The organism is Enterococcus sp. AZ048 (assembly GCF_051715125.1).
Classification (GTDB): domain Bacteria; phylum Bacillota; class Bacilli; order Lactobacillales; family Enterococcaceae; genus Enterococcus_A; species Enterococcus_A gilvus.
Map to the genome: position 1 here is coordinate 998,924 of NZ_JBIOTD010000001.1, position 23,577 is coordinate 1,022,500.

At 43.4% G+C, this 23,577-nt stretch carries 19 protein-coding genes and 2 rRNA genes (1 of these 21 running past the window's edge); 11 read left to right on the forward strand and 10 right to left on the reverse strand.

Features of this window, described 5'->3' with window-relative positions; all coding sequences use genetic code 11:
- Positions 1-28: 28 nt before the first annotated feature.
- Entirely contained in the window at positions 29-652 is a 624-nt protein-coding gene (locus IGI66_RS04940; protein ID WP_438847853.1) for a hypothetical protein, read from the reverse strand.
- Positions 653-845: 193 nt separating this feature from the next.
- Here IGI66_RS04940 and IGI66_RS04945 point away from each other — a divergent pair, with 193 nt between their 5' ends.
- Entirely contained in the window at positions 846-1,247 is a 402-nt protein-coding gene (locus IGI66_RS04945) for an organic hydroperoxide resistance protein (RefSeq protein ID WP_044926436.1), read from the forward strand.
- A gap of 234 nt (positions 1,248-1,481) precedes the next feature.
- On the forward strand, positions 1,482-2,135 hold the full coding sequence (locus IGI66_RS04950; RefSeq protein WP_086305654.1) for an MIP/aquaporin family protein: 654 nt from the start codon (positions 1,482-1,484) through the stop codon (positions 2,133-2,135).
- Positions 2,136-2,244: 109 nt separating this feature from the next.
- On the opposite strand, the gene IGI66_RS04955 is transcribed toward IGI66_RS04950, so the two are convergent.
- The 3 genes from IGI66_RS04955 to IGI66_RS04965 form a co-directional block, all read right to left on the reverse strand.
- On the reverse strand, positions 2,245-2,673 hold the full coding sequence (locus IGI66_RS04955; RefSeq protein ID WP_086305655.1) for a DUF6442 family protein: 429 nt from the start codon (positions 2,671-2,673) through the stop codon (positions 2,245-2,247).
- A complete protein-coding gene (locus tag IGI66_RS04960; RefSeq protein ID WP_010781338.1) occupies positions 2,673-2,873 on the reverse strand; it encodes a helix-turn-helix transcriptional regulator in 201 nt (66 codons plus the stop codon). The genes IGI66_RS04955 and IGI66_RS04960 overlap by 1 nt, the downstream gene beginning before the upstream one ends.
- A 142-nt stretch (positions 2,874-3,015) precedes the next feature.
- On the reverse strand, positions 3,016-4,350 hold the full coding sequence (locus tag IGI66_RS04965) for an amino acid permease (RefSeq protein ID WP_431380670.1): 1,335 nt from the start codon (positions 4,348-4,350) through the stop codon (positions 3,016-3,018).
- A gap of 456 nt (positions 4,351-4,806) precedes the next feature.
- On the opposite strand from IGI66_RS04965, the gene IGI66_RS04970 reads away from it, so the two are divergent.
- Entirely contained in the window at positions 4,807-5,049 is a 243-nt protein-coding gene (locus IGI66_RS04970) for a GlsB/YeaQ/YmgE family stress response membrane protein (RefSeq protein ID WP_086305657.1), read from the forward strand.
- A 38-nt stretch (positions 5,050-5,087) separates the two neighbouring features.
- Here the strand turns inward: IGI66_RS04970 and IGI66_RS04975 are convergent, their stop codons facing one another.
- Complete coding sequence (locus IGI66_RS04975; protein WP_367377754.1) at positions 5,088-6,029, reverse strand: 2-dehydropantoate 2-reductase; 942 nt, start codon at positions 6,027-6,029, stop codon at positions 5,088-5,090.
- A 414-nt stretch (positions 6,030-6,443) separates the two neighbouring features.
- Here IGI66_RS04975 and IGI66_RS04980 point away from each other — a divergent pair, with 414 nt between their 5' ends.
- The 3 genes from IGI66_RS04980 to IGI66_RS04990 are packed head-to-tail and all read left to right on the forward strand — an operon-like array spanning position 6,444 to position 10,351.
- Positions 6,444-7,493, forward strand: coding sequence for a DUF871 domain-containing protein (locus tag IGI66_RS04980; RefSeq protein WP_438847856.1), 1,050 nt, complete (start codon positions 6,444-6,446; stop codon positions 7,491-7,493).
- On the forward strand, positions 7,490-8,386 hold the full coding sequence (murQ, locus tag IGI66_RS04985) for an N-acetylmuramic acid 6-phosphate etherase (protein ID WP_086305659.1): 897 nt from the start codon (positions 7,490-7,492) through the stop codon (positions 8,384-8,386). Before IGI66_RS04980 ends, murQ begins: the two co-directional genes overlap by 4 nt.
- A gap of 12 nt (positions 8,387-8,398) precedes the next feature.
- A complete protein-coding gene (locus IGI66_RS04990; RefSeq protein ID WP_316408148.1) occupies positions 8,399-10,351 on the forward strand; it encodes a glucose PTS transporter subunit IIA in 1,953 nt (650 codons plus the stop codon).
- Positions 10,352-10,500: 149 nt separating this feature from the next.
- Here IGI66_RS04990 and IGI66_RS04995 read toward each other — a convergent pair whose 3' ends face one another.
- Positions 10,501-11,352 (reverse strand): MurR/RpiR family transcriptional regulator, encoded by an 852-nt coding sequence (locus IGI66_RS04995; protein ID WP_010781331.1) that lies wholly within the window; start codon positions 11,350-11,352, stop codon positions 10,501-10,503.
- A gap of 143 nt (positions 11,353-11,495) precedes the next feature.
- Here IGI66_RS04995 and IGI66_RS05000 point away from each other — a divergent pair, with 143 nt between their 5' ends.
- Complete coding sequence (locus IGI66_RS05000) at positions 11,496-12,131, forward strand: VTT domain-containing protein (RefSeq protein ID WP_010781330.1); 636 nt, start codon at positions 11,496-11,498, stop codon at positions 12,129-12,131.
- 94 nt (positions 12,132-12,225) lie between these two features.
- Here the strand turns inward: IGI66_RS05000 and IGI66_RS05005 are convergent, their stop codons facing one another.
- The 4 genes from IGI66_RS05005 to IGI66_RS05020 form a co-directional block, all read right to left on the reverse strand.
- On the reverse strand, positions 12,226-13,020 hold the full coding sequence (locus IGI66_RS05005) for a metallophosphoesterase (protein ID WP_114524110.1): 795 nt from the start codon (positions 13,018-13,020) through the stop codon (positions 12,226-12,228).
- An 87-nt stretch (positions 13,021-13,107) separates the two neighbouring features.
- Positions 13,108-14,115, reverse strand: coding sequence for a LacI family DNA-binding transcriptional regulator (locus tag IGI66_RS05010; protein ID WP_010781328.1), 1,008 nt, complete (start codon positions 14,113-14,115; stop codon positions 13,108-13,110).
- Between the two features lie 64 nt (positions 14,116-14,179).
- Positions 14,180-14,839, reverse strand: coding sequence for a beta-phosphoglucomutase (gene pgmB, locus IGI66_RS05015; protein WP_438847858.1), 660 nt, complete (start codon positions 14,837-14,839; stop codon positions 14,180-14,182).
- On the reverse strand, positions 14,832-17,117 hold the full coding sequence (locus IGI66_RS05020) for a glycoside hydrolase family 65 protein (protein ID WP_438847860.1): 2,286 nt from the start codon (positions 17,115-17,117) through the stop codon (positions 14,832-14,834). Before IGI66_RS05020 ends, pgmB begins: the two co-directional genes overlap by 8 nt.
- A gap of 317 nt (positions 17,118-17,434) precedes the next feature.
- On the opposite strand from IGI66_RS05020, the gene IGI66_RS05025 reads away from it, so the two are divergent.
- The 4 genes from IGI66_RS05025 to IGI66_RS05040 all read left to right on the forward strand — a co-directional run.
- Positions 17,435-19,618, forward strand: a complete 2,184-nt coding sequence (locus IGI66_RS05025) for a PTS transporter subunit IIBC (protein WP_438847862.1) — start codon at positions 17,435-17,437, stop codon at positions 19,616-19,618.
- Positions 19,619-19,666: 48 nt separating this feature from the next.
- Positions 19,667-20,458 carry an endonuclease/exonuclease/phosphatase family protein gene (locus tag IGI66_RS05030; RefSeq protein ID WP_438847864.1) on the forward strand — a complete coding sequence of 264 codons (792 nt, stop codon included), beginning with the start codon at positions 19,667-19,669 and terminating at the stop codon, positions 20,456-20,458.
- 424 nt (positions 20,459-20,882) lie between these two features.
- A 16S ribosomal RNA gene (locus IGI66_RS05035) occupies positions 20,883-22,441 on the forward strand.
- A 242-nt stretch (positions 22,442-22,683) separates the two neighbouring features.
- Positions 22,684-23,577 (forward strand): 23S ribosomal RNA (locus IGI66_RS05040) (it continues 2,019 nt past the right edge of the window).
- The 16S and 23S rRNA genes sit together here, the layout of an rRNA operon.

Sequence of the window (23,577 nt, forward strand, 5' to 3'; positions counted from 1 at the left end):
CGATGGTCACTCGAAGGGGATACCGTATTTATTGTAGAACTTCGATCATCACGTCTGCTTGGTCAGCAGGAACATTTCCAGCGTAATTTGGTGTAGCCAAGGAGAGTCCGCCATTGGCATTGTGGAATAAATAAAGGGTGCCTGATTGGTTATTCGCATTCGTCGAACCAGACAATTGACTTCCGATAGTTAGTCTCGTGCTGACATTGACTGTACGAATCACATTTGTATTGGCAGAAAAAAGGCGAACAGGGCGAACAGGAACATTTTCCATCGTGAAATTATACACCGCTTGCGTGGCTGTATTGACGTTGAAGGTGAGTTGATTGGTCGTCGTATTGATATTTATTGAATCGGGTACGTTCATGCCATTAAAGTAAAATGTCGCATACCCGCCAAATTCACTACTTGAGACGGTATCCGCGAGGGCATCTTCTGAAGATGTCGTTTGAGTCGTACTGTTTTCTGTACTATTTGTTGGTGACTCACTTGTTTGAGCGCCGCTTGAAGAATTATCGGTAGGGCGTAGTGAGCTTTCTGTCGTTGCACCCCCGCTGCTTGAAGCTTCCGAGGATTCTCCGTTGGGCGAATCACTACCGCAGCCAGACAGCAGTACAAGGACGAAGAAACTTAGAACTAAAATTTTTTTCAAAATCAATCCCCCTTTCGTATTTGATTATAGCAAAAAAACGTCACTTTGTAATCGTTTGCACATTTCTCGAGGTTTTAACAAGAAAAGGAAGGTGTCTTTCTGTCAAACGATCTTTTTCCTGAGCAATATCATTGAATCGGCTAATGATAACGCGTAGACTGTTAGTCAAGAAGAAGAAAAGGACTGATGAATGTTGAAAAAAATGTATGAAACAGCAATGATCAATCATGGCGGACGTACTGGGGATGTTCAAGCACCAAACGGCAGCATGAAAATGAAAATCGAGCCACCTTCTATTCACGCGGAAGGAACAAATCCGGAACAATTATTCGCAGCAGGCTATGCCTCATGTTTTAATGGCGCCGTGCATCACATGTTGAAAGAGCACAAGATCGAATCTGATGCAGAAGTAAAAGCACGCGTGTCGTTGTATCAACTAGACGATGGCGGATACCAAATTGGTGTGATCTTAGAAACGTCATTGCCAGGTGTTGAAAAAGAAGAAGCATTGAAGATCGTGGAAGAAGCCCACGAATTTTGTCCATATTCAAAAGCTACACGAGGAAATATCGATGTAGAAGTCGAATTGGTCTAATGATGAAACCCTCCGAATCTTCGGAGGGTTTTTCTTTCATTTATTTTTCAATCCTGAATGAAAGAGAATGAAAGGATTTTAGATTGCACAAAATAACGATCTTTATCTAGAAGAAAAGTTCTGTCAAATAGGGAAAAAGAGAGAAAAATAAGACGTGTTATCTATTCGCTTTACAAAAGTTGAGAAATTAAATAAACTAAACTCTCAATTATTTGTGAAGGAAGTGCAATAAAAATGAAAAAATATTTGGCAGAATTTCTAGGTACCTTTATGCTTGTTTTTTTAGGAACTGGTACAGTAGTTATTGCTAAAGGTGGTACGTTAACGATTGGATTAGCATTCGGTTTAGCGATCACGATCATGGCGTATGCAGTGGGAGGAATCTCTGGAGGAAACTTTAACCCAGGTGTCTCAGTGGCAATGATGATCAATAAACGTTTGACCGTGAAGGATGGCATTTTTTATATTATCGCCCAAGCATTAGGCGCAATCGTCGCTTCAGCAATTTTATATGTGTATGTTCACGCGTTAAACTTACCTAGCGATGGTTTTGGACAAACAGATTTTCCAAACATCTCTGCTGCACAAGCATTTGGTGTAGAAACATTGATCACGTTCTTGTTCGTATTCGTCATTTTGATGGTAACGAGCGAAAAATACGGGAATGCACAAATGGCCCCATTGGCAATCGGGATCACTTTAGCATTCTTGATCATCGTCGCTCTTAACTTAACAGGCGGATCATTGAATGCTGCCCGCAGCTTAGGTCCTGCGATCTTTGCTGGCGGTAGTGCGCTGTCTCATTATTGGGTCTATCTAATAGCTCCAACTTTGGGAGCTGCAATTGCTGCATTTGTTGCGAAATTCATGGGCAGCGAAGAAAAATAATTTCTTGTAAGAGGCGATCGTTTGGATCGTCTCTTTTTTTTATCTAATCAATGGTGAAAAGAAAAAAAGCAGAATTCAATATTCTGCTTTAAGGGAAAATTTGTGGGATTTAAAGAATCTTTTCGATTTTTAAGCGATGGTAAACAAAATAACCGACAACGAATAGATAGGCGATGACTAGAGGAATGATCACGTTGAAGGAAACACCCATCAATGCGAAGGTTAATAACAATGCTGAGTAAATATAAATCATCAAATCAAAGCCCTTCGCTTTTGCCATATTCTCGATCATCATATTGCGTTCGTCCTTTGAATTGATTTTTTCTTTTTTCGCTAATAAGGGATCTTTTTCCAGCGCCTTTTTGTTAACGAATGCAGCAATCCCATTGCCGAACAAGCCACTGCCGATTCCGATACATAAATAAGGAAGAGTCCTCATGATGTGTTGTGGTTCGTTCATCGTTCGAATCAAATAGAGGCCAGCAAAGATCGACAGTAGGCCAAGCAAGGCGACAGCCAAGTTTTTTGTTTTTCTCATTATTTTTCCTCCTCATAAATGAAAATATCTTCGATGGTCACATCAAAATAGTGTGCAATTTTAAATGCCAATAGAATAGAGGGGTTGTAGCGTTCGTTTTCTAACGAGCCGATTGTCTGACGAGAAACTTCTAAAGCTGCGGCTAAGTCTTCCTGCTTGATTCCCTTTTCTTTACGGATCTCCTCTAAGCGATTTTTCATCTGTATACTCCTTACGGAAAGTGTGCTTTACATTATCAGTATAAAGCATTATCTACACTATGTAAAGCTAGCTTTCCATAATGGCGCTTCAAGCAACAAAAAAAGCCGAATCAATTCGTTAAAATTGATTCGACAGGTGTGACTAGATCTGATCGGTTGCTGTATCCACTTGCTTTTTACGATAACTCAAAAGGATCGCTAGATAAATACATGCAGTAAAGAGTGTGACCCCCACAGGATTGTTTATCAAGATTCCTACGAAGATCAATCCTAAAACGAGAATGACCAATCCGCTGAAAAAGCGTTCCGTGCGTGTGCCTTTCTTCAAGGCTAATACAAAGGCTGCCACGCTGATCAGCATCCACGTCAACAGTACAGAGTAAGACAATGAGCCGACTAAATAATTGAATAGCTTGTCTCCTAAGAAATAAGAGAGGATGACGCCAAGATAAAGTGTTCCTGTACAAAATAATACGGCCCGCTGCGGTACTTGGTGCTTATTCAGTACGGCTAATTTTGAAGTAAAACCTGAATGATCTTTTACCCGGAAGTAAAGCGTTCTTGAAGAAGCATAGACGCCTGAATTAATTGAAGAAAACAGCGCCAATACGATGACGAAGTTTACGATATCAGTGGCAAATGGAATATGCATCTTTTGGAAGACCATCACGAATGGGCTTGCAGTCGTTGCAGCCAGTGTATCCCAACGGTAAATAATCAATAGGAGAATCATTGGTACGATATAAAAAGAGATGATCCGTCCCATGACACCTTTGATCGCTTTGGGGATCGCTGTCTTAGGATCTTCCGTTTCACTGACAGTGATGGCAATCAATTCAGAACCGCCGTAAGAATAGATCACAACCAGCAGTGAGTTCACGAGACCTTTTAATCCATGCGGAGCAAAGCCGCCGTGGCTGTTCATACGTGAGACGGTATCGACCAGTCCGATATTCCATACTTCGTGCCCGACTAGATAAACTCCGAAAACAATCAATAGAATGATGACGGCAATTTTGATAAAGGCTAACCAATATTCTGTTTCAGCGAATAAGCGCACAGAGTATAGGTTGATCAAAGTCGTCAGCAGCGCCAGAATCAGCACAAAGATCCATGAAGGAACATGTGGGAACCATAATTGCATAAAACTCGCGGCAGCTACGGCTTCGGCGATAATATTGACCATCCATAAGGACCAATACAGCCAATCGATAAAGTCTGCGGTGCGGTCGCCGAGGAAGGGCTTGATAATACCGGATAAGCCTTGGACATTGTCGCTGCTTAAGACCAAACGTCCCAAACCATTCATGACAATGAAGAGGACCAGGCCGCCTAGCAGAAACGCCAGAATAACGGAAGGACCAGCAATGCCGATTGCTTCGCCGCTTCCTTTGAATAGCCCAGCGCCGATCGCTCCCCCTAGTGCCAACATCATAATGTGGCGAGAAGTCATTTGCTTCTGTAATTTATTTTCCATAAAGGTGCCTCATTTCTAAAATTAACAGAATCGTTTGTAGATTCAAAAGATTCTGATAAATATCTGACTATAATACCAAAATATTCTGACAATTCCATTTTCATGAAAATAATTTCATTTAATTTTCATTGTACTGTTCAAAAAAGCACGTCTTAGTTATTTTATAAAGCAATTTATCCGATTTATGAACAAAAACGGACTTAAAACAATTTTTGTTAAATCGTTGCATTGAAAATCGTGATTTACTGATAAAAGAGGATTTTTTCCGTCAGATTTTTCCTCACTTAAGAAATTTTTGAAGTAAGGCGATGAAAAGTCGAAAAACCTATTATATCAAGCCTTTTTTAGATGTTTGATTGAAATAGACATGAGATTTTGAGCAGATTGATAGGAAAAAATGAAGATTATTTGTAACATGATAATGTAATTATTATCTATAGAAAGAGGGAGAACAGAATGGGTTGGTTATGGACATTAATCATCGGAGCACTTATTGGTGTTATTGCAGGAGCAATTACTAAAAAGGGCGGTTCTATGGGCTGGATAGCTAATATTGTCGCTGGTTTGGTAGGTTCGGCCATTGGTCAAGCACTATTCGGCACTTGGGGCCCTAGCTTAGCAGGTATGGCTTTAGTTCCTTCTATTATTGGCGCTGTGATTGTTGTTGCAGTCGTTTCATTCTTTATTGGAAGAAAATAGCTATCATTCCTAATAAAAAAAGCGCCTAGGCGCTTTTTTTATTTTGCATTCAATAATTCTTCTTTTCCGTGGATCAATTGCGTCAAGAACGTACAGTACGGCGTAGAAATCTGATACATTTTTCCTTTTTGCCAAACAGCACCGTTGATATAATCGATTTCTGTTTTACGGTGATTGCGAATCAAGTCTTGGTACATTGAAGGAAAATGCAATCCCTGCGTTTTGACATCATAGGTAGCTTCGATCGCTTGAATGACTTGCTCCTGATCAAGATCGATCCCTTCGGCTGAAGCAACTGCGGCAAATTCGCCCACGATCGTTTCGATGATTCCTCTGGCAACGCTCATGGAACCAAAATCAGCGATGTTGCAATCCAAGATCGTACACAAACCATTCAGTGTTCCATTGATACAAGCCTTCTTCCAGATCGAGTAACGAACATTGTTACTGTAGATAGGATTCAATCCAGCATTTTGAAAGACTTCTAATACCTCTAGCGTGAAGGCTTTGCCCTTCGGCTCCAGATTTTCCATTTCGATACTTCCGCTTCCCACCAGCTTTGCATGTCCGGGACCAGACAGTCCGGCCGTCCAAGTAGTGGTACCGAAGATAATATTTTCTCTCGGTACGAATTTCGACAAAGTCTCTTCATGGCCTAACCCATTTAATAAACAAAAGACGAAAGTCTCTTTCCCGATGATCGGCTGTATATCCTGAAACATTTCCTCTAGCTGCATGGATTTTGTCAATGCAACGACTAAATCAACGTTTGCGTGATCCTCTACGATTTCTTCTGGTGAATATATCGGCAGGTGAGCGACTACTTCGTGATCTTCAAACTCACCAATCAATCCATTTTCGCGAATGGCCTTAATATGGTCCGGCCAGCGATCAATCAATATCACTTCATTGCCTGTTTGATGGAGCATCAACCCGATGCGACTCCCCATTGCACCCGCTCCAGCAATTGCGATTTTCATATCAATGATTCCCCTTTCAAGTTCCATTGAACAGTATACCTAAAAAGAAGAAAAAAAGCGGAATGTCTGCTCATAAAATAAGAAATGATATTTCATAAAAAATAAAAAATATATGAAATAGTATTGCAATCATCGGCAATAGAAGTTATAATCAGCTCGTAAAGTTGAAATGGTTTTCATTAACAAGGTGCTGCTTTTGATCGAATGAGCGATCCAATTGGTACAGGTGAGGAATCATTTCGTGGCTTTTACATTAAAAAATAATTCTAACGCTGGCAAGCAGAGCGGTGAAAGCAATAAACGTTCCTTTAAGTCGGTCAGGCAATCAATCGCTAAAAGCTTTTACGTTCAGCAAATGAGTCGTTGGTATGACCCGAACTATTTTTCTAACTATGTCAAAGAAGGAGGAAGCAAATGTTTGGTTTTTCGATATTCCTAAATGAAGAGTTATCAAAGGAAACAACAAGTTACATTGCAGAAATGGCCCAAAATGGGTTTACTGGTATATTCACTTCGTTACATATCCCGGAAGACGATGCAGCACAGTATCGTAAGCGCTTGACGGATCTTGGCGCGATCGCAAAAAAATACGACTTGGAACTAATGGTCGACATTTCAGGTGACGCTTTGAAACGTGCCGGCTTTTCTTTTGATCGTGTCGAAGAGCTTACAGAAATCGGTGTGACGGGTTTGCGGATGGATTACCATATCAGCAACCAGCAGATCGCTGAATTGTCTAGAAAACTGCCGATCGCATTAAATGCTTCGACGATCACTGAGCTGGATATTCAAGAATTGCGAGAAGCAAATGCGAAGATCGATCATTTAGAGGCATGGCACAATTACTATCCAAGACCTGAAACCGCTTTAGATAAAAGCTGGTACCACGAAAAAAATGGCTGGTTAAAATCTCACGGCTTTACGATCCAAGGTTTTGTACCAGGCGATGCGCAGTTGCGAGGGCCGCTCTATCAAGGTTTACCGACACTGGAAGAGCACCGAGGCATTCATCCTTTGGCTGCTGCATTGGATCTTCGTGGAGATACGGATAAGGTGTATATCGGAGATAATGGGTTATCTGAGGGTGTCCGAAGACAATTTTCTTCCTATATTAAAGAAGAAACGATACAACTTAAGGTAGAAGCACTCGACGAACAAGTGGCTTATATTTTAGGAGAACATGTCAATCGGCAGGATGAAGCACGTGATGTGATTCGAAGCGCGGAGGCACGCTTTAAAAAAATCCCCCACGTTGTCCCATTGCAAATGAGGGAACGCAGCGAAGGGGCCGTAACGATCGACAATGTGAACTATCTGCGCTATATGGGCGAGATACAACTTGTTAAACACGCATTGCCCGCAGATGAAAAAGTAAATGTGGTCGCGCAAGTGATCGAAAGGGATCGTCCATTGATCCAACAGATAAAAGCAGGACAGAAATTTATTTTAGAGAGTGTGGAATAGAAATGATCAATTTAGAAAATTTAACGACCGAACGACGCAATGAGACAACTTTTGGCTTGGATGAGATGAGTGTGGCACAAGCCGTGAAGCTAATGAACCAAGAAGACCACAAGGTACCGGATGCCGTGGCTGAACAACTGCCGCAAATTGAAAAAGTAGTATCCGCTACGATCGCTTCCTTCAAAAAGGGCGGACGCTTGATTTATATGGGTGCCGGAACGAGTGGTCGGTTAGGTGTCTTAGATGCTGCTGAGTGTGTGCCAACGTTTGGGGTAGAACCTGAAATGGTCGTTGGTCTGATCGCTGGTGGTGAACAGGCAATGACAGTGGCTGTTGAGGGAGCAGAAGATGATGCAGAACTTGGCGCACAGGATCTAAAAGATTTACAGTTAACAGCGAAGGACATGGTGATTGGAATCGCAGCTAGCGGACGTACCCCTTATGTTATCGGCGGATTGGATTACGCCCGTTCGATTGGTGCTTCTACTGGAACAGTGGCGTGCAACAAAGATGCAGCGATCAGCAAGCATGCAGAATTACCGATCGAAGTCGATTGTGGACCTGAATTTCTAACAGGCTCTACACGTTTGAAATCTGGCACAGCGCAAAAATTGATTTTAAACATGATCTCGACGATCAGCATGATTGGTATTGGAAAAGTCTACAACAACTTGATGGTGGATGTGAAACCGACCAATGAAAAATTGGTTGAACGGTCAAAACGTATTATCATGCAGGCAACAGATGCGGACTACGAAACAGCCGCACGCTATTTTGACGAAGCAGCGCAAAATGTGAAATTGGCGATCGTGATGATCTTGACAGACAGTACAAAAGAAGAAGCAGCAGAAAAATTGATCCAAGCCGATGGATTTGTTAAAAAGACGATTTAGGGGGAAAGAAAAATGGCAAAAGAAGAACTAACCTTGAACCAAATTGCAAAAGAGATCTACGATGGCGCCGGCGGTATGGAAAACGTCCAAAGCGTCGTTCATTGTATGACGCGTGTTCGTATGAGTGTCAGAGATGACAGCAAAGTCGATCAATCAAAATTGAAAAGCATTCCTGGTGTTCTAGGGGTAGTCGACGATGAACAGCTGCAAGTCATCATCGGGCCAGGAAAAGTGAACAAAGTTGCCAAAGAAATGGTTGATATGGCGGGTGTCAGTCTTGGGGAAGAATTGCCTCAAGGTTCAGGCAAAGACAAAGTCAACGCCAAAGCCGCTGAAATGAAAGCCGCTCAGAAGGCCAAACAAAAGAAATCGCCTTTCAAAGCAGTCTTAAAAGATATTTCTAATATTTTCGTTCCAATGATCCCGGCATTTGTTGGTTCAGGGTTAGTCGCAGGTGTGGCAGCGATCATGGCCAATCTGATCACCGCTGGAACGTTGGATGCGGCTACTTGGCAGCAGTTTGTAGATGTCTTGAACATTCTGAAAAATGGGATGTTCAGCTACTTAGTAATCTTTACAGGGGTCAATGCAGCACAAGTTTTTGGGGCAAACCCAACACTTGGCGGAGTTATCGGAGCTGTCGTGCTATTGACCGGAATGAATCCTGAAGCACCGATCAAGAACCTGTTTACTGGCGATGCTTTAGCTGCTGGACAAGGCGGGATCATTGGTGTGATCTTTGCTGTGTGGTTGCTGTCGATCGTTGAGAAGAAATTGCATCAAATCGTACCGGATGCTGTGGATATCATCATAACCCCCATGCTCTCCTTGCTCGTCATCGGGTTGCTGGAAATTTTCCTGATCATGCCTTTAGCCGGCTTCATTTCTAATGGCATGGTTGGCGGGATCAACTGGGTATTAGCAGTGGGCGGTGCCTTCTCAGGGTTTGTATTAGGGGCATTGTTCCTGCCGATGGTAATGTTTGGTCTGCATCAAATATTGACACCGATCCATGTACAAATGATCGATGAAACTGGAAAGACCATGTTGTTGCCAATCTTAGCCATGGCGGGTGCTGGACAAGTAGGTGCGGCGTTTGCTCTTTGGATCAGATTGCGTAAAGACAAAGAATTGACTGAGATGATCAAAGGCGCATTGCCTGTTGGGATCTTGGGGATCGGCGAACCGTTGATCTACGGTGTGACCTTGCCATTAGGCCGTCCATTCATCACTGCTTGTATCGGCGGTGGTATCGGTGGTGCTGTGATCGGCGCAATCGGCGGCGTTGGTTCGATCGCGATTGGTCCTTCTGGGGCAGCTTTGATTCCATTGATCGCAAATGGTCGCTGGTGGGGCTATGTCCTAGGATTGTTGGCAGCGTATGTCGGCGGCTTTATCGCAACGTATTTCTTCGGTATTCCAAAAGACAAATTAGCAGAACAAGAATTAGCGGAAGCACCTGTTGTTGAACCAACAGAAGCAACAACTGCCCCTGTTTCTGCACAAGTAACAAATGTTTTCACAGCAGTAGCAAATGGTTCTGTTCATCCGTTAGAAGAAGCGGCAGATCCCGTATTTGCTGAAAAAATGATGGGCGAAGGCTATTTTATTGAACCAACAGACGGTGCGATCTTTTCCCCTGTTTCAGGAAAAATCTCCACAGTCTTCCCTACGAAACATGCGATTGGGATCACGACGGACAGCGGTCTAGAAGTCTTGTTGCATATGGGGATCAATACCGTGGAATTAGACGGCAAGCCTTTTGAGATTCTCGTATCAGAGGGTCAGACAGTCACGTCAGACACACAAGTGGCCACAGTTGATCTAACAGCGGTAAAAGCTGCTGGTAAAGGCACATCTATGATGGTCCTGATTACGAACATGACAGATGTCGGCACACATGTGTTGGAAAAAACTGGTGCGGTCAAGGCATCAGAAGAAGTGTTCAAGGCAACAACGAAATAATAGAATCGTTTGATACACTCTCTTATGTGAGATTATGCGTCGCTCACATAAGAGAGTTTTTTTATGTAGGAAAAGGAGAGGGATCAAAGAACGAGCGGACTAACGAAAGAAAAAGGGCATGGAGGCAAGTGTGCCCCTATGTCCTTTCTCTAAAAATATTTTTTTCGGTATTCTTGTACGATGGCTCTTGTTGTATAAATTTTTTCGGCATTTTCTTGGTTCCGACTAATGTAGACATAAAAGAGAAGGTCGATCGTAATAAACTGTGCCAAGATCGAGTCCGTCGCTGCACTGCGGTACGTTGCTTCTGTCGGACGAGAGGTTCGCAAGCTCACATCCGAAAGCTTCGCCAACGGATTTTGTCCAAACTGGGTCAATGTAATGATCGGGATACCCAAATCCTTCGCCGTTTCGGCCAGCGCGATCAATTCAGAAGTCAGCCCCGAATTGGAAATCAGCCAAATCACCGCTTCTTTTTGATGCAGCACGAGCTGCGGCAAAATAGTATTGTAATCCGGTTCGCTGATGACATTCTTTCCTAGGCGGCTCCATTTCTGAACGATGTCGGTTGCTGCCAAGTTAGAGGCGCCGATACCTAAAACATAGCAGAAAGCTTTTTCCTCCAGCAATTTGCAGGCAGAAATGAACTCTTCTTCACTGAACAAGGCGGTTGTCTCATCAATGGTAAAGCGGGCGTTGCTTGCCAATTTGCTTTTTAGGCTATGGAAAGATTCGTCATGGTCGACATCGCTATAGGTATTCTTGCTGCGTTTTTGCATCGTTTCGGCAGAAAGCTCGATCTTGAAATCAGTCAGACTATTGAAGCCCATTTTTTTTGAGAAGCGCACCACCGTGGGGGCACTTGATCCAGAAGCTTCTGCGATTTCGTTAGCGGTCATGCTTGCGGCTTTTTCGCTATTGTCGCGTATGAAGCAGTAAATTTTTTTTTCGGCTGCAGACATATCCTTCTGCATGCTTTTCATATGAGAAAGAACGCTCATAAACTACTCCTTTTACCCTTTTTGTTTATTATACCATTTTATGCCTACTTTTGATTTTTTCTATAAAGGAGCAACGGACGCTTTCTTTTTTTGAGAAAAGTCGTATGATTAGAGAGACTATTTTATGAAGGAGCGTTTATTGAATGGCTTTGATCGATTTTATTTTGCATATCGATGCCCATATGGTGTCTTTGGTTCATCAATATGGGTTAGGAATCTATCCTATTTTATTTGCAATTGTTTTTATTGAAACAGGGGTTGTCATTTTTCCGTTTTTACCCGGTGATTCGTTTCTCTTTGCAGCGGGTGCGTTGACTGCGTTAGGAGGAAATGTTTTGCATTTGCCGTATGTGATCGGTGTTTGTGTGATCGCAGCAATATTAGGCGATATGATGAATTATTGGATTGGGCACACACTGGGAGTTCGTGCGCTGTATCATCGTCCGATCTCACGATTCATTAAAGAAGACAAAGTGAAAGAAGCAGAGAATTTTTTCAACGAGCGGGGAAAGTGGACGATCTTTTTAGGGCGCTTCATGCCGTTTGTTCGGACCTTTATTCCGTTCATTGCAGGTTCGAGCAAAATGAACTGGGGAATCTTTTCAAGCTTTAATATTTTTGGCGCCATTGTTTGGGGCACGGTAATCAGTCTGGCAGGATACTTTTTAGGAAATATTCCGATCGTCAGTGATCATTTCTCATTGATCATGCTGCTGATCGTAGCCATTTCATTGGTCCCACTCATGATTCCTTATATCAAACAAAAAATCCGTGCATAAAAAAGAGTTTGAACGTTCACCTTATGAGGAAACGTTCAAACTCTTTTTGCTTAGACTGATTTTGTGTAAAACAAAAAAGTCTTTCAATCACTCGTTATAAATGAAAATATAAAATCTCCGGAGTGACTCTGAAGCGCAACGGCGGCCCAGTCGTCCCCAAACCGGTATTAACGATCAAACTTGTCTGTGGAGTCAAGGGATAGATTCCTTGGTCGTAAACTTTTGACCCGACATTTTTATAGGGCGCAATTGGAAAGCGAATCTGTCCGCCGTGACTGTGTCCAGCCAAGATCAAATCGAAGCGACTCAAATCTGTCAGCTGCTGCACTTGATCAGGCTCGTGGATCATCAAGATAGAGAAAACAGCTTTTTGCGGCTGTGTGTCGTAATCAGGCTGCCCTTCTTGCCCGTCATCGATGCCGGTTAAACTGATTTGGTCTGTGAGTGTGCTTTGGTTGTTCAATAAAGTAAATCCGCCGGCATGCAAGATCTTGCTGACTGCTTCGCGACCGCCAGAACGATAATCGTGGTTGCCCAGTATGGCAAATTTTCCACTTGGAGCTTGGATTTTTGCGAGCTGCTGACTGATGGCTTCACAGTCACGTGTTTGCCAGTATTGGTAATTTTCAATCAAATCGCCAGTGAACAAGACGATGTCCGGCTCTGCCTGATTGAGTTTAGTCACGATCTTATCAAAACGCTTAGGTGAGTAAAAGGGAGAAAAATGACTGTCGCTGATTTGAGCAATCGTCACGCCTTCTTTTATTCCGGGTTTGATTGAGAGTGCGTCGTTCTTTTTGATCTTAAAATGCTTTTCCGTCAATTGATAGGTGGAGTATCGGCAATAGATCAGAAAGAGCCCAGCGCATAGGGCTAAAAATAGAATCATTTGGACCACTTTCTTTCTGATTTTTTCGTAAGTATATACAAAAAGAACACCCTGTCACAAGTTGGACAGGGTGTATTTAAGGATAATTTAAATCGTACGAACCGTTTCTCTTTGGATCAAATGATGCGGCACGACCAATTGTACACCAGTGGATTGCTTCTGATTGATCTGCTCCATCAATTTTTCGGTACCCAAACGCCCCAGATCGGAAATATCGATATCGATCGTCGTGAGGTATGGATGGACTAGCGTCGCAAAAATCGAATTATTGAAGCTGATGACGGAAAGATCGTCAGGAACATTGTATCCGTGCAAGGTGGCTAATTGAATCATTCTTAACGCAAAAATATCATCTATCACAACAAGGGCAGTGGCGCCTGTTTCTTTGATCACCTCAGGAAATTTCGTGTAGTCCTCAGGGTGAAGCATCGTCAAAGGCTGATTGGTCGGCAGACCTTGCAGCATCATCGCCTCCTGATAACCGAAATATCGCTCAAAGAAAATGACCTCTTGCGTCACGTTTGAAACGAACAAGATGTTCTTATGGCCTTTTTCAATCAAATGTTCGGTGGCCTGCTTTCCTAATAGCTGGTTGTCGTTATCAACATAGACGATCTCCGCCTCTCGTTTAGCCGGCCGGCCGATCAGGGTAAAGGGCACCTGGTTTTGAAAAAGATACTCCGCTACAGGATCGTCCTTCTCGGAATAGGCCAAGATAAAGCCATCGACCTGCTTTTGGCGATGCATTCGAATGACGTTTTCCAGCAAAGTTTCGCTGTTGTTGGCTGAAGCAACTGCTGTAGTTACTTGGAATTCTGCTGCTGTTTCATTTATCGCGTTCAACAGCTCCAGATAAAGTGGATTTCCTAAACGCTCACGCGAATCTAAAGGTGGAAGGATCACGCCTAATGAATTTGCCCGCTGCTTGCCTAGATTTCGAGCAGTGACATTCGGAAAATACCCCATCTCATCCATGATCTTTCGCACACGTTGTTTTGTTTCATCTGAAATACTCGGATGATCATTGATCACGCGAGAAACGGTAGAAGGGGAGACTTTTGCTTTTTTTGCCACGTCCTTAACTGTAGTCACCATGAAAATCATCTCCCTTTCTCAATAATAGTATAAATTTTTCAAGTAGATCCTTATTTTTTTTAAATCAATTATCCCATAACCGTTTCAAAAAAGGCAAACGCAACTCGGCAGTAGAGGCGACTACGGGAATATCTGTCCCTAGCTGTTCCGCTGTCCCGACCCCAATAGGGAAGGCACCGCTGGCCTTGATCGCAGTGATACCGGTTTGGGCATCCTCGATACCGATACATTCTTCAGGAGCAAGTCCGACGACCTTCGCGGCCAACTGGAAAATATCAGGTGCTGGTTTTCCTGCTTTGACAGCCGAGGGATCAGCAATACCATCAAAATAGGGTGTCAAGGCCATTTGTTTTAATAAAAAGGGGCCATTTTTACTGGCTGAAGCCAAAGAAATTTTTATATCCGCATCTTTTAATGCTTTTAACAAGTCTACTATACCAGGATAGACGTCTTTTGGCGAAACGGCCTGAATCATTTCTACATAATTGTCATTTTTGATTTTTGCTAATCGTTGAAACTCTGCTTCAGAGATATCCTTTTCGCGCTGACCATGTGCTAAGATCAGCCGCAAAGAATCTTCTCGGCTGACACCTTTCAACTTTTCATTGAATTGCCTGTCGATCGAGATGCCCAAATCATCAGCCAATTTCTTCCAAGCGAGATAATGATACTCAGCAGTATCTGTGATAACGCCGTCTAGATCAAACAACACACCTTTAAACATTTGGTTCCTCCTGTTCTAAAGGAACGCTGACTGAATCCTTCAAGGTGATTTCTTGCCCATACAGCATCATAGCGAAGGCAGAGCCATCTTTCAAGTCAATGCGAACCTCTTTCTGAGTTACAGTGACTGCGAGCAGTCTTCCACGATAGGTGATGTGGAACGAATAGTGATCCCAGTCTTTTGGTAACAACGGCGCAAAGCTAAGTGTTCCTGTGCTGGTCTTCATTTGAGCAAAGCCCTGAACGATGGCTAACCAGCTGCCTGTCATGGAAGTGATGTGGAGGCCGTCATCTGTATCATTATTGTAATTGTCCAGATCTAAGCGCGCAGTTCGCTGGTACATTTCCATTGATTTGTCGATCAAGCCCAATTCCGCAGCCAATATAGCATGGACCGATGCAGAAAGGGAAGACTCATGGACAGTCATTGGTTCGTAAAACTCAAAATTTCTTCGTTTCTCTTCATCTGTGAAGCTATCCCCGAAGAAGTAGATTCCTTGCAGCACATCGGCTTGCTTGATAAAACAAGAACGTAAAATCTTATCCCATGACCAATGCTGGTTCAATGGACGCTCTGCTGGATCGAGTGCAGAAGTCGGCAATAGGTCCTTATCCAAGAAAGTATCGTGTTGAACAAAAATGCCTAACTCTTTATCTTTAGGGAAGTACATATTTTGGATAATGTCTTGCCACTTTGTCTGCTCTTCTTGAGTAATTGTGACTGTCGCATGCGCTTGATATTTTTGATAATTTTCAAGAGTATAGGAAAGAACCCATGTAGCTAGGTAATTTGTATACCAATTATTGTTTATATTGTTTTCGTATTCATTAGGACCAGTAACGCCGTGAATCATGTATTTTTGTTGGCGTTTGGAGTAGTGGACGCGATCTGCCCAGAACCGTGCGATCTCTGTCAGAACTTCCAATCCTTCTTTTTGAATGTAGCTCTCGTCTCCGGTGTACGTCGTGTAATTATAGATCGCATGAGCAATAGCACCGTTTCGATGGATTTCTTCAAAGGTAATTTCCCATTCGTTGTGGCATTCTACCCCAGTGAATGTGACCATTGGGTATAGCGCACCTTTTAGACCTTGTTGACGTGCGTTGTGTTTTGCCTGAGGCAATTGATTGTGACGGTACTTCAACAAGTTTTTAGTGATCGTTGGGTCAGAGATTCCAAGATACATCGGCACAGCATAAGCTTCCGTATCCCAATAGGTAGCGCCGCCGTATTTTTCCCCGGTAAACCCTTTTGGCCCGATATTTAGACGATCATCCTCGCCATAATAAGTAGAAAATAATTGGAAAATGTTAAAGCGGATTCCTTGTTGGGCTTCATCGTCTCCACCGATCGAAACATCTGCTAGCGCCCAACGTTTTGCCCAAGCGGCGTTTTGTTCGGCTAAAAGTTCCTCGTAAGAAGCATCATAAGCCTCCAGCAAAGCAAGAGCTTTTTCACTTTGCTCAGATTCAGGAACGTCACGGCTGGTCAGAATAACGACTCTTTTTTCTAATTGCATCGATTCATCGGGTTTCAGGTCATAGGTAAATGTTTCTGCAACTTCTAACGTATCGTCTTGCTGAACACCAACGGCAGAACTAACGTGCTTCATGGCGCCGGTTACAGAAAACTGCTCAATGCCAAAATCGTTTGGAATGGTCTGTGTCGTCAAGAAGCTGCTCTCCATTTGGTGACCGCGTTCCTTTTCTAGCCAAAACATTTCTTCGTAATTACTGTCTTCATTTTGAACATTGTTATCTAGTTTAGAAAGAACCCTTATCTGAGCGTCGCCGGCTAAGCATTCAGCAGTTAAACGAATCACCGCTAATTCCTGCTTAACGATACTTATAAAGCGTTCGAAAGTGAAACGAACAGTTGCGCCTCCTGCGATTGCGACAAAAGAGCGGGTGAGCAGACCGTTTTCCATATCCAATTCAAGGTCGAAGTCCTCAAATGCAGTCGTCGCCAAATCAATTTCATGATCATTAACAAAAAGTTTCATTTGAATAAAATCCATGGCATTGATGACTTTTCCAAAATATTCGGGATACCCATTTTTCCACCAACCAACGCGGGTTTTGTCAGGATACCAAATCCCTGCGAGGTAGGTCCCTTGGTGATGGTCGCCGCTATAGCTTTCTTCAAAATTTCCGCGCATGCCCATGTAGCCATTGCCTATACTGGTCAATGATTCCTGCAAACGACGATTTTCCTTATCTAGTTGTGTTGTCCGAATCTTCCAAGGGTCAATTTCAAAAAGACGTTGTACTTTTTCCATAATAGTCCTCCTAGTTTCCTTTAGGTGTGTTCTTTTCTTTCAAAATCACTCTAACGCAGCAGGTGACGATGCTTCTTCCTTTGGGAAAGCGAAGATGCAAAAGTAAAAAAACACGCTAAATGTTTCTTAGCTTCATCATACACGCAACCGGTTGCGTAAGTCAAACATTAATTGATTGATAATCGTATATCGAATAATAAGGCTGTAAACATTTATTTGTTTGAAAGAGTTTACAAATTTCTGTTGTGAGTATATAATGCAAATTAACGAAACCGATTGCGTGAATTTTTGCAACGGATTATTTAGGAGGAACAACGATGAAGGGAATCAAAAAGATTTTTAGTTTTGAGTTTTGGCAAAAGTTCGGAAAGGCCTTGATGGTAGTGATCGCAGTGATGCCAGCGGCAGGACTAATGATCAGTATCGGAAAGTCTTTACCATTGATCAATGAAAATCTCGGTTGGCTCGTTACGACCGGCGGCGTTGTTGAAAATGTTGGTTGGGCAATTATCGGAAACTTGCATCTGCTATTTGCCTTAGCAATCGGCGGAAGCTGGGCAAAAGAACGAGCAGGGGGTGCGTTCGCGGCAGGGCTATCATTTATTTTAATTAATCGAATCACCGGCGCGATCTTTTCTGTCACGTCTGATATGCTTGCTGATCCAACGGCAACAACGCAAACATTATTTGGACAAAAAATCATGGTGGATGGCTATTTTACGAGTGTTCTAGAAGCTCCCGCTTTGAATATGGGCGTGTTTGTCGGTATAATCGCTGGGTTTGTAGGCGCGACTGCTTACAATAAATACTATAATTTCCGAAAACTACCAGAAGTTTTGACCTTCTTTAATGGCAAACGATTTGTTCCTTTTGTCGTCATCTTACGTTCCGTGATCGTAGCATTGGTTTTAGCGATCATTTGGCCAGTTATTCAGACAGGGATCAACGACTTTGGTAAATGGATCGCGAACTCTCAAGATACGGCACCGATCTTAGCACCATTTTTATATGGAACACTGGAACGGCTGCTTTTACCATTCGGATTGCATCATATGCTGACGATTCCGATGAATTATACACAACTCGGCGGAACCTACGAGATTCTGACGGGTGCTCAAGCAGGAAGCCAAGTGTTTGGTCAAGACCCGTTATGGTTGGCATGGGCGACTGATTTGGTCAATTTGAAGAACGGCGGAGATATGTCTCAATACCAAGACGTGCTGACTCAATGGACTCCCGCCCGTTTCAAAGTCGGTCAGATGATCGGTTCCACCGGTATCTTAATGGGATTGACATTGGCGATGTATCGTAATGTGGACCCTGATAAGAAGAAAAAGTACAAATCAATGTTCCTCTCTGCAGCAGTTGCCGTATTTTTAACAGGAGTAACAGAACCGCTGGAATTTATGTTCATGTTTGTTGCGGTCCCATTGTATGCGTGCTACGCAGTGATCCAAGGTGCGGCTTTCGCAATGGCTGATATCATCCATTTGCGTGTTCATTCATTTGGAAATATCGAGCTGCTTACGCGAGTACCGATGGCGATTCGGGCTGGGTTAGGGAGCGACTTGCTTAACTTTGTCATCACGAGTATCGCCTTTGGAGTATTCACATACTTCTTCGCAAACTTCATGATCAAGAAATTCAACTACGCGACACCAGGAAGAAACGGCAATTATGAAGTGGACACGGAAGAGTCAACAGGTACAACGTCAAATGAATCAGCGAATGCAGATTCGCAAATCGTCAAGATCATCAATTTACTAGGCGGTCCGCAAAACATTAGCGATGTGGATGCCTGCATGACCCGTCTGCGGGTAACAGTAGCAGATAAAACTGCTGTAGGCAGTGAGGAAGACTGGAAAAAAGCCGGAGCAATGGGGCTTTTGGTCAAAGACAACGGGGTGCAGGCAGTGTATGGCCCTAAAGCAGATATCCTTAAATCAGATATTCAAGATCTTTTAGATTCAGGTGTTCAAATTCCTAAAAGTGATTTTCAAGAGAATATGCAGGATTCAATAGAAGAAAATCAAGTATTTTTAGGAAAACAGGCAAAGATCGTAGCACCAGCAAATGGGGAGTTTATCCCAATCGATCGAGTAGAAGATGAAGTCTTCTCGCAAAAAATGATGGGTGAAGGATTTGCAGTCGTTCCAGAGAATGGTGTGATCGTCAGTCCAGTCAGCGGGACGATCGTTTCCGTATTTCCAACAAAACACGCGATCGGCATCCAGACAGCGGACGGAATCGAAGTGCTGCTGCACATGGGTATCGATACAGTTGATTTAGGCGGAGAAGCATTCGACATCAAAGTGCAAGAAGGCGAAAAAATAAAAGCTGGAAAAATCGTCGCTTCAGCAGATTTAGCGAAAATACAAGAGGCAAGCAAGAGGACGACCATGATCGTTGTGTTCACTAATGGTGACAAGATCGAAAATTACCATTATGATAAAACAGGACTCGTTTCACGAGGAGAAACGATCGGAACATTCGATTATTAAAGCGAGGCGAGAGCAATCAAAGTACTAACATTGAACACGCATAGCTGGATGGAAAAAGATGATAGGCAGCAAATTGAGGAATTGGCAAAAAAAATTGCTAAAGAGAAGTATGATTTGATTGGTTTGCAAGAAGTGAACCAACTTCGAACGAGTTCTTCCGCTAAGCTAGATCATTATTTTCAACCCACTGTTGACCAAAAAACAGTGCACGAAGACAATTTCCTCTATTGTTTAACAGAATGTTTAAAAGAATTAGACTGTCGTTATTACTGGTCTTGGACGTACAATCATATTGGTTACGATGTCTATCATGAAGGGATAGGCTTGTTATCAAAGAATCCTATAGAAGCAAAAAGTCTGTTGCTTTCCGAAAGTGCGGACCCGTCAGACTACCACACGCGAAGAGCGATAATCGGTGAAACAAGATTTGGCTCTCAAAAAATTACAGCAGTAAGCGGACACTTCTCTTGGTGGCAAAACTTAAAGCAATCCTTTGCTTACGAATGGCGTACTTTGGAAAAAACGCTAATGGAAAAACAAGACAAGCTGATTATTATGGGGGACTTTAATAATGATGCAAAGAAAAGCAATGAGGGATATGATTTAGTCAGAAAAAGTGCTTTAAACATACACGATGCTTTTAATACTGCCGAAGAAAGAACAGGCGAGCACACAGTGGAGACTTCTATAGATGGGTGGGGTCAAAATACGAACAGCCTTCGGATCGACTATATTTTTGCCTCTGGGGAATTTAAGATAGAAAGCTATAACATTGCTTTTAATGGAAAAAACGGAAGAATAATTAGTGATCATTACGGAATTGAAATAATAATGGACTAGCGAAAAGCTAGTCCATTTTCTGTTCGCCTGAAACTTTTTTGAAAAAGCACTGAAAAATGTTTGACATAATTTTTCAGTATGATATTATCAATAACGTTGCTGAAACATGTTGATTTAACAACGAAAAATAATTGTTGACAAGCTTTTTGTTAAGTGTTATTATTTCAAAGTTGTCAATTGAGTTTCAAAACTTTTTCAAAATTAAATGAAAAAAGTTGTTGACATTCACTCAGTAACCTGTTAAGATATAAAAGTTGCTGAAACAAAGCAACAAACAACGTAGACCTTTGAAAACTGAACGAATAAAACAAACCAAATGTGTAGGGCGCTTCTATTCTATAGAAGCAAACAACATAGCAAGCAATATGCTAGCAAGTCAATTATTACAATTGAGCTTAACAATCGCAAGGTTGTTTCAAACACTTTATATGAGAGTTTGATCCTGGCTCAGGACGAACGCTGGCGGCGTGCCTAATACATGCAAGTCGAACGCTTTTTCTTTCACCGGAGCTTGCTCCACCGAAAGAAAAGGAGTGGCGAACGGGTGAGTAACACGTGGGTAACCTGCCCATCAGAAGGGGATAACACTTGGAAACAGGTGCTAATACCGTATAACAATAGAAACCGCATGGTTTCTATTTGAAAGGCGCTTTTGCGTCACTGATGGATGGACCCGCGGTGCATTAGCTAGTTGGTGAGGTAACGGCTCACCAAGGCAACGATGCATAGCCGACCTGAGAGGGTGATCGGCCACATTGGGACTGAGACACGGCCCAAACTCCTACGGGAGGCAGCAGTAGGGAATCTTCGGCAATGGACGAAAGTCTGACCGAGCAACGCCGCGTGAGTGAAGAAGGTTTTCGGATCGTAAAACTCTGTTGTTAGAGAAGAACAAGGATGAGAGTAAAATGTTCATCCCTTGACGGTATCTAACCAGAAAGCCACGGCTAACTACGTGCCAGCAGCCGCGGTAATACGTAGGTGGCAAGCGTTGTCCGGATTTATTGGGCGTAAAGCGAGCGCAGGCGGTTTCTTAAGTCTGATGTGAAAGCCCCCGGCTCAACCGGGGAGGGTCATTGGAAACTGGGAAACTTGAGTGCAGAAGAGGAGAGTGGAATTCCATGTGTAGCGGTGAAATGCGTAGATATATGGAGGAACACCAGTGGCGAAGGCGGCTCTCTGGTCTGTAACTGACGCTGAGGCTCGAAAGCGTGGGGAGCAAACAGGATTAGATACCCTGGTAGTCCACGCCGTAAACGATGAGTGCTAAGTGTTGGAGGGTTTCCGCCCTTCAGTGCTGCAGCTAACGCATTAAGCACTCCGCCTGGGGAGTACGACCGCAAGGTTGAAACTCAAAGGAATTGACGGGGGCCCGCACAAGCGGTGGAGCATGTGGTTTAATTCGAAGCAACGCGAAGAACCTTACCAGGTCTTGACATCCTTTGACCACTCTAGAGATAGAGCTTCCCCTTCGGGGGCAAAGTGACAGGTGGTGCATGGTTGTCGTCAGCTCGTGTCGTGAGATGTTGGGTTAAGTCCCGCAACGAGCGCAACCCTTATTGTTAGTTGCCATCATTTAGTTGGGCACTCTAGCGAGACTGCCGGTGACAAACCGGAGGAAGGTGGGGATGACGTCAAATCATCATGCCCCTTATGACCTGGGCTACACACGTGCTACAATGGGAAGTACAACGAGTCGCGAAGTCGCGAGGCTAAGCTAATCTCTTAAAGCTTCTCTCAGTTCGGATTGTAGGCTGCAACTCGCCTACATGAAGCCGGAATCGCTAGTAATCGCGGATCAGCACGCCGCGGTGAATACGTTCCCGGGCCTTGTACACACCGCCCGTCACACCACGAGAGTTTGTAACACCCGAAGTCGGTGAGGTAACCTTTTGGAGCCAGCCGCCTAAGGTGGGATAGATGATTGGGGTGAAGTCGTAACAAGGTAGCCGTATCGGAAGGTGCGGCTGGATCACCTCCTTTCTAAGGAAATAGTTCATCTTAGATGAACGTTACGGAAACTACACAGGCTTGCTTTTATTCGTTCAGTTTTGAGAGGTCTACTCTCAAATCGTTCATTGAAAACTGGATACAGAAACAAAATGTTAAACAAACCGAGAACACCGCGTTGAATGAGTTTTTTAATAAGTTCAATTGCTTATTTATTACTAAGGAACATGATCGCTCATGGAAATTAGTAAGACCCTTGACGCAAGTCAAGATAAGGTTAAGTGAATAAGGGCGCACGGTGGATGCCTTGGCACTAGGAGCCGATGAAGGACGGGACTAACACCGATATGCTTCGGGGAGCTGTAAGTAAGCTTTGATCCGGAGATTTCCGAATGGGGAAACCCAGCATCTTTTATAGGATGTTACTTTTCAGTGAATACATAGCTGAATAGAGGTAGACGCAGAGAACTGAAACATCTAAGTACCTGCAGGAAGAGAAAGAAAAATCGATTCCCTGAGTAGCGGCGAGCGAAACGGGAAAAGCCCAAACCAAGAGGCTTGCCTCTTGGGGTTGTAGGACTCCAATATGGTAGTTCAGTGAGATAGTCGAAGGACCTGGAAAGGTCTGCTAGAAAGGGTAAAAGCCCCGTAGACAAAATTTGACTGGCACCTAGGAGGATCCTGAGTACGGCGGAACACGAGGAATTCCGTCGGAATCCGGGAGGACCATCTCCCAAGGCTAAATACTCCCTAGTGACCGATAGTGAACCAGTACCGTGAGGGAAAGGTGAAAAGCACCCCGGAAGGGGAGTGAAATAGATCCTGAAACCGTGTGCCTACAACAAGTTAGAGCCCGTTAATGGGTGATAGCGTGCCTTTTGTAGAATGAACCGGCGAGTTACGATTACTTGCGAGGTTAAGTTGAAAAGACGGAGCCGCAGCGAAAGCGAGTCTGAATAGGGCGAATGAGTAAGTGGTCGTAGACCCGAAACCATGTGATCTACCCATGTCCAGGTTGAAGGTGCGGTAAAACGCACTGGAGGACCGAACCCACGTACGTTGAAAAGTGCGGGGATGAGGTGTGGGTAGCGGAGAAATTCCAAACGAACTTGGAGATAGCTGGTTCTCTCCGAAATAGCTTTAGGGCTAGCCTCAGAGTAAGAATGATG

Bases quoted from the DNA above. Each gene is read 5' to 3' on its own strand.
- IGI66_RS04995 (WP_010781331.1), bottom strand. From the start codon at position 11,352: ATGAGCGTTCTTTCTCATATGAAAAGCATGCAGAAGGATATGTCTGCA.
- IGI66_RS05020 (WP_438847860.1), bottom strand. From the start codon at position 17,117: ATGGAAAAAGTACAACGTCTTTTTGAAATTGACCCTTGGAAGATTCGG.
- IGI66_RS04955 (WP_086305655.1), bottom strand. From the start codon at position 2,673: ATGAGAAAAACAAAAAACTTGGCTGTCGCCTTGCTTGGCCTACTGTCG.
- IGI66_RS05000 (WP_010781330.1), top strand. From the start codon at position 11,496: ATGGCTTTGATCGATTTTATTTTGCATATCGATGCCCATATGGTGTCT.
- IGI66_RS04970 (WP_086305657.1), top strand. From the start codon at position 4,807: ATGGGTTGGTTATGGACATTAATCATCGGAGCACTTATTGGTGTTATT.
- IGI66_RS04950 (WP_086305654.1), top strand. From the start codon at position 1,482: ATGAAAAAATATTTGGCAGAATTTCTAGGTACCTTTATGCTTGTTTTT.
- IGI66_RS05030 (WP_438847864.1), top strand. From the start codon at position 19,667: ATGGAAAAAGATGATAGGCAGCAAATTGAGGAATTGGCAAAAAAAATT.
- IGI66_RS05025 (WP_438847862.1), top strand. From the start codon at position 17,435: ATGAAGGGAATCAAAAAGATTTTTAGTTTTGAGTTTTGGCAAAAGTTC.
- IGI66_RS04975 (WP_367377754.1), bottom strand. From the start codon at position 6,029: ATGAAAATCGCAATTGCTGGAGCGGGTGCAATGGGGAGTCGCATCGGG.
- IGI66_RS05005 (WP_114524110.1), bottom strand. From the start codon at position 13,020: ATGATTCTATTTTTAGCCCTATGCGCTGGGCTCTTTCTGATCTATTGC.
- IGI66_RS04965 (WP_431380670.1), bottom strand. From the start codon at position 4,350: ATGGAAAATAAATTACAGAAGCAAATGACTTCTCGCCACATTATGATG.
- IGI66_RS04990 (WP_316408148.1), top strand. From the start codon at position 8,399: ATGGCAAAAGAAGAACTAACCTTGAACCAAATTGCAAAAGAGATCTAC.
- pgmB (WP_438847858.1), bottom strand. From the start codon at position 14,839: ATGTTTAAAGGTGTGTTGTTTGATCTAGACGGCGTTATCACAGATACT.
- IGI66_RS04960 (WP_010781338.1), bottom strand. From the start codon at position 2,873: ATGAAAAATCGCTTAGAGGAGATCCGTAAAGAAAAGGGAATCAAGCAG.
- IGI66_RS05010 (WP_010781328.1), bottom strand. From the start codon at position 14,115: ATGGTGACTACAGTTAAGGACGTGGCAAAAAAAGCAAAAGTCTCCCCT.
- IGI66_RS04980 (WP_438847856.1), top strand. From the start codon at position 6,444: ATGTTTGGTTTTTCGATATTCCTAAATGAAGAGTTATCAAAGGAAACA.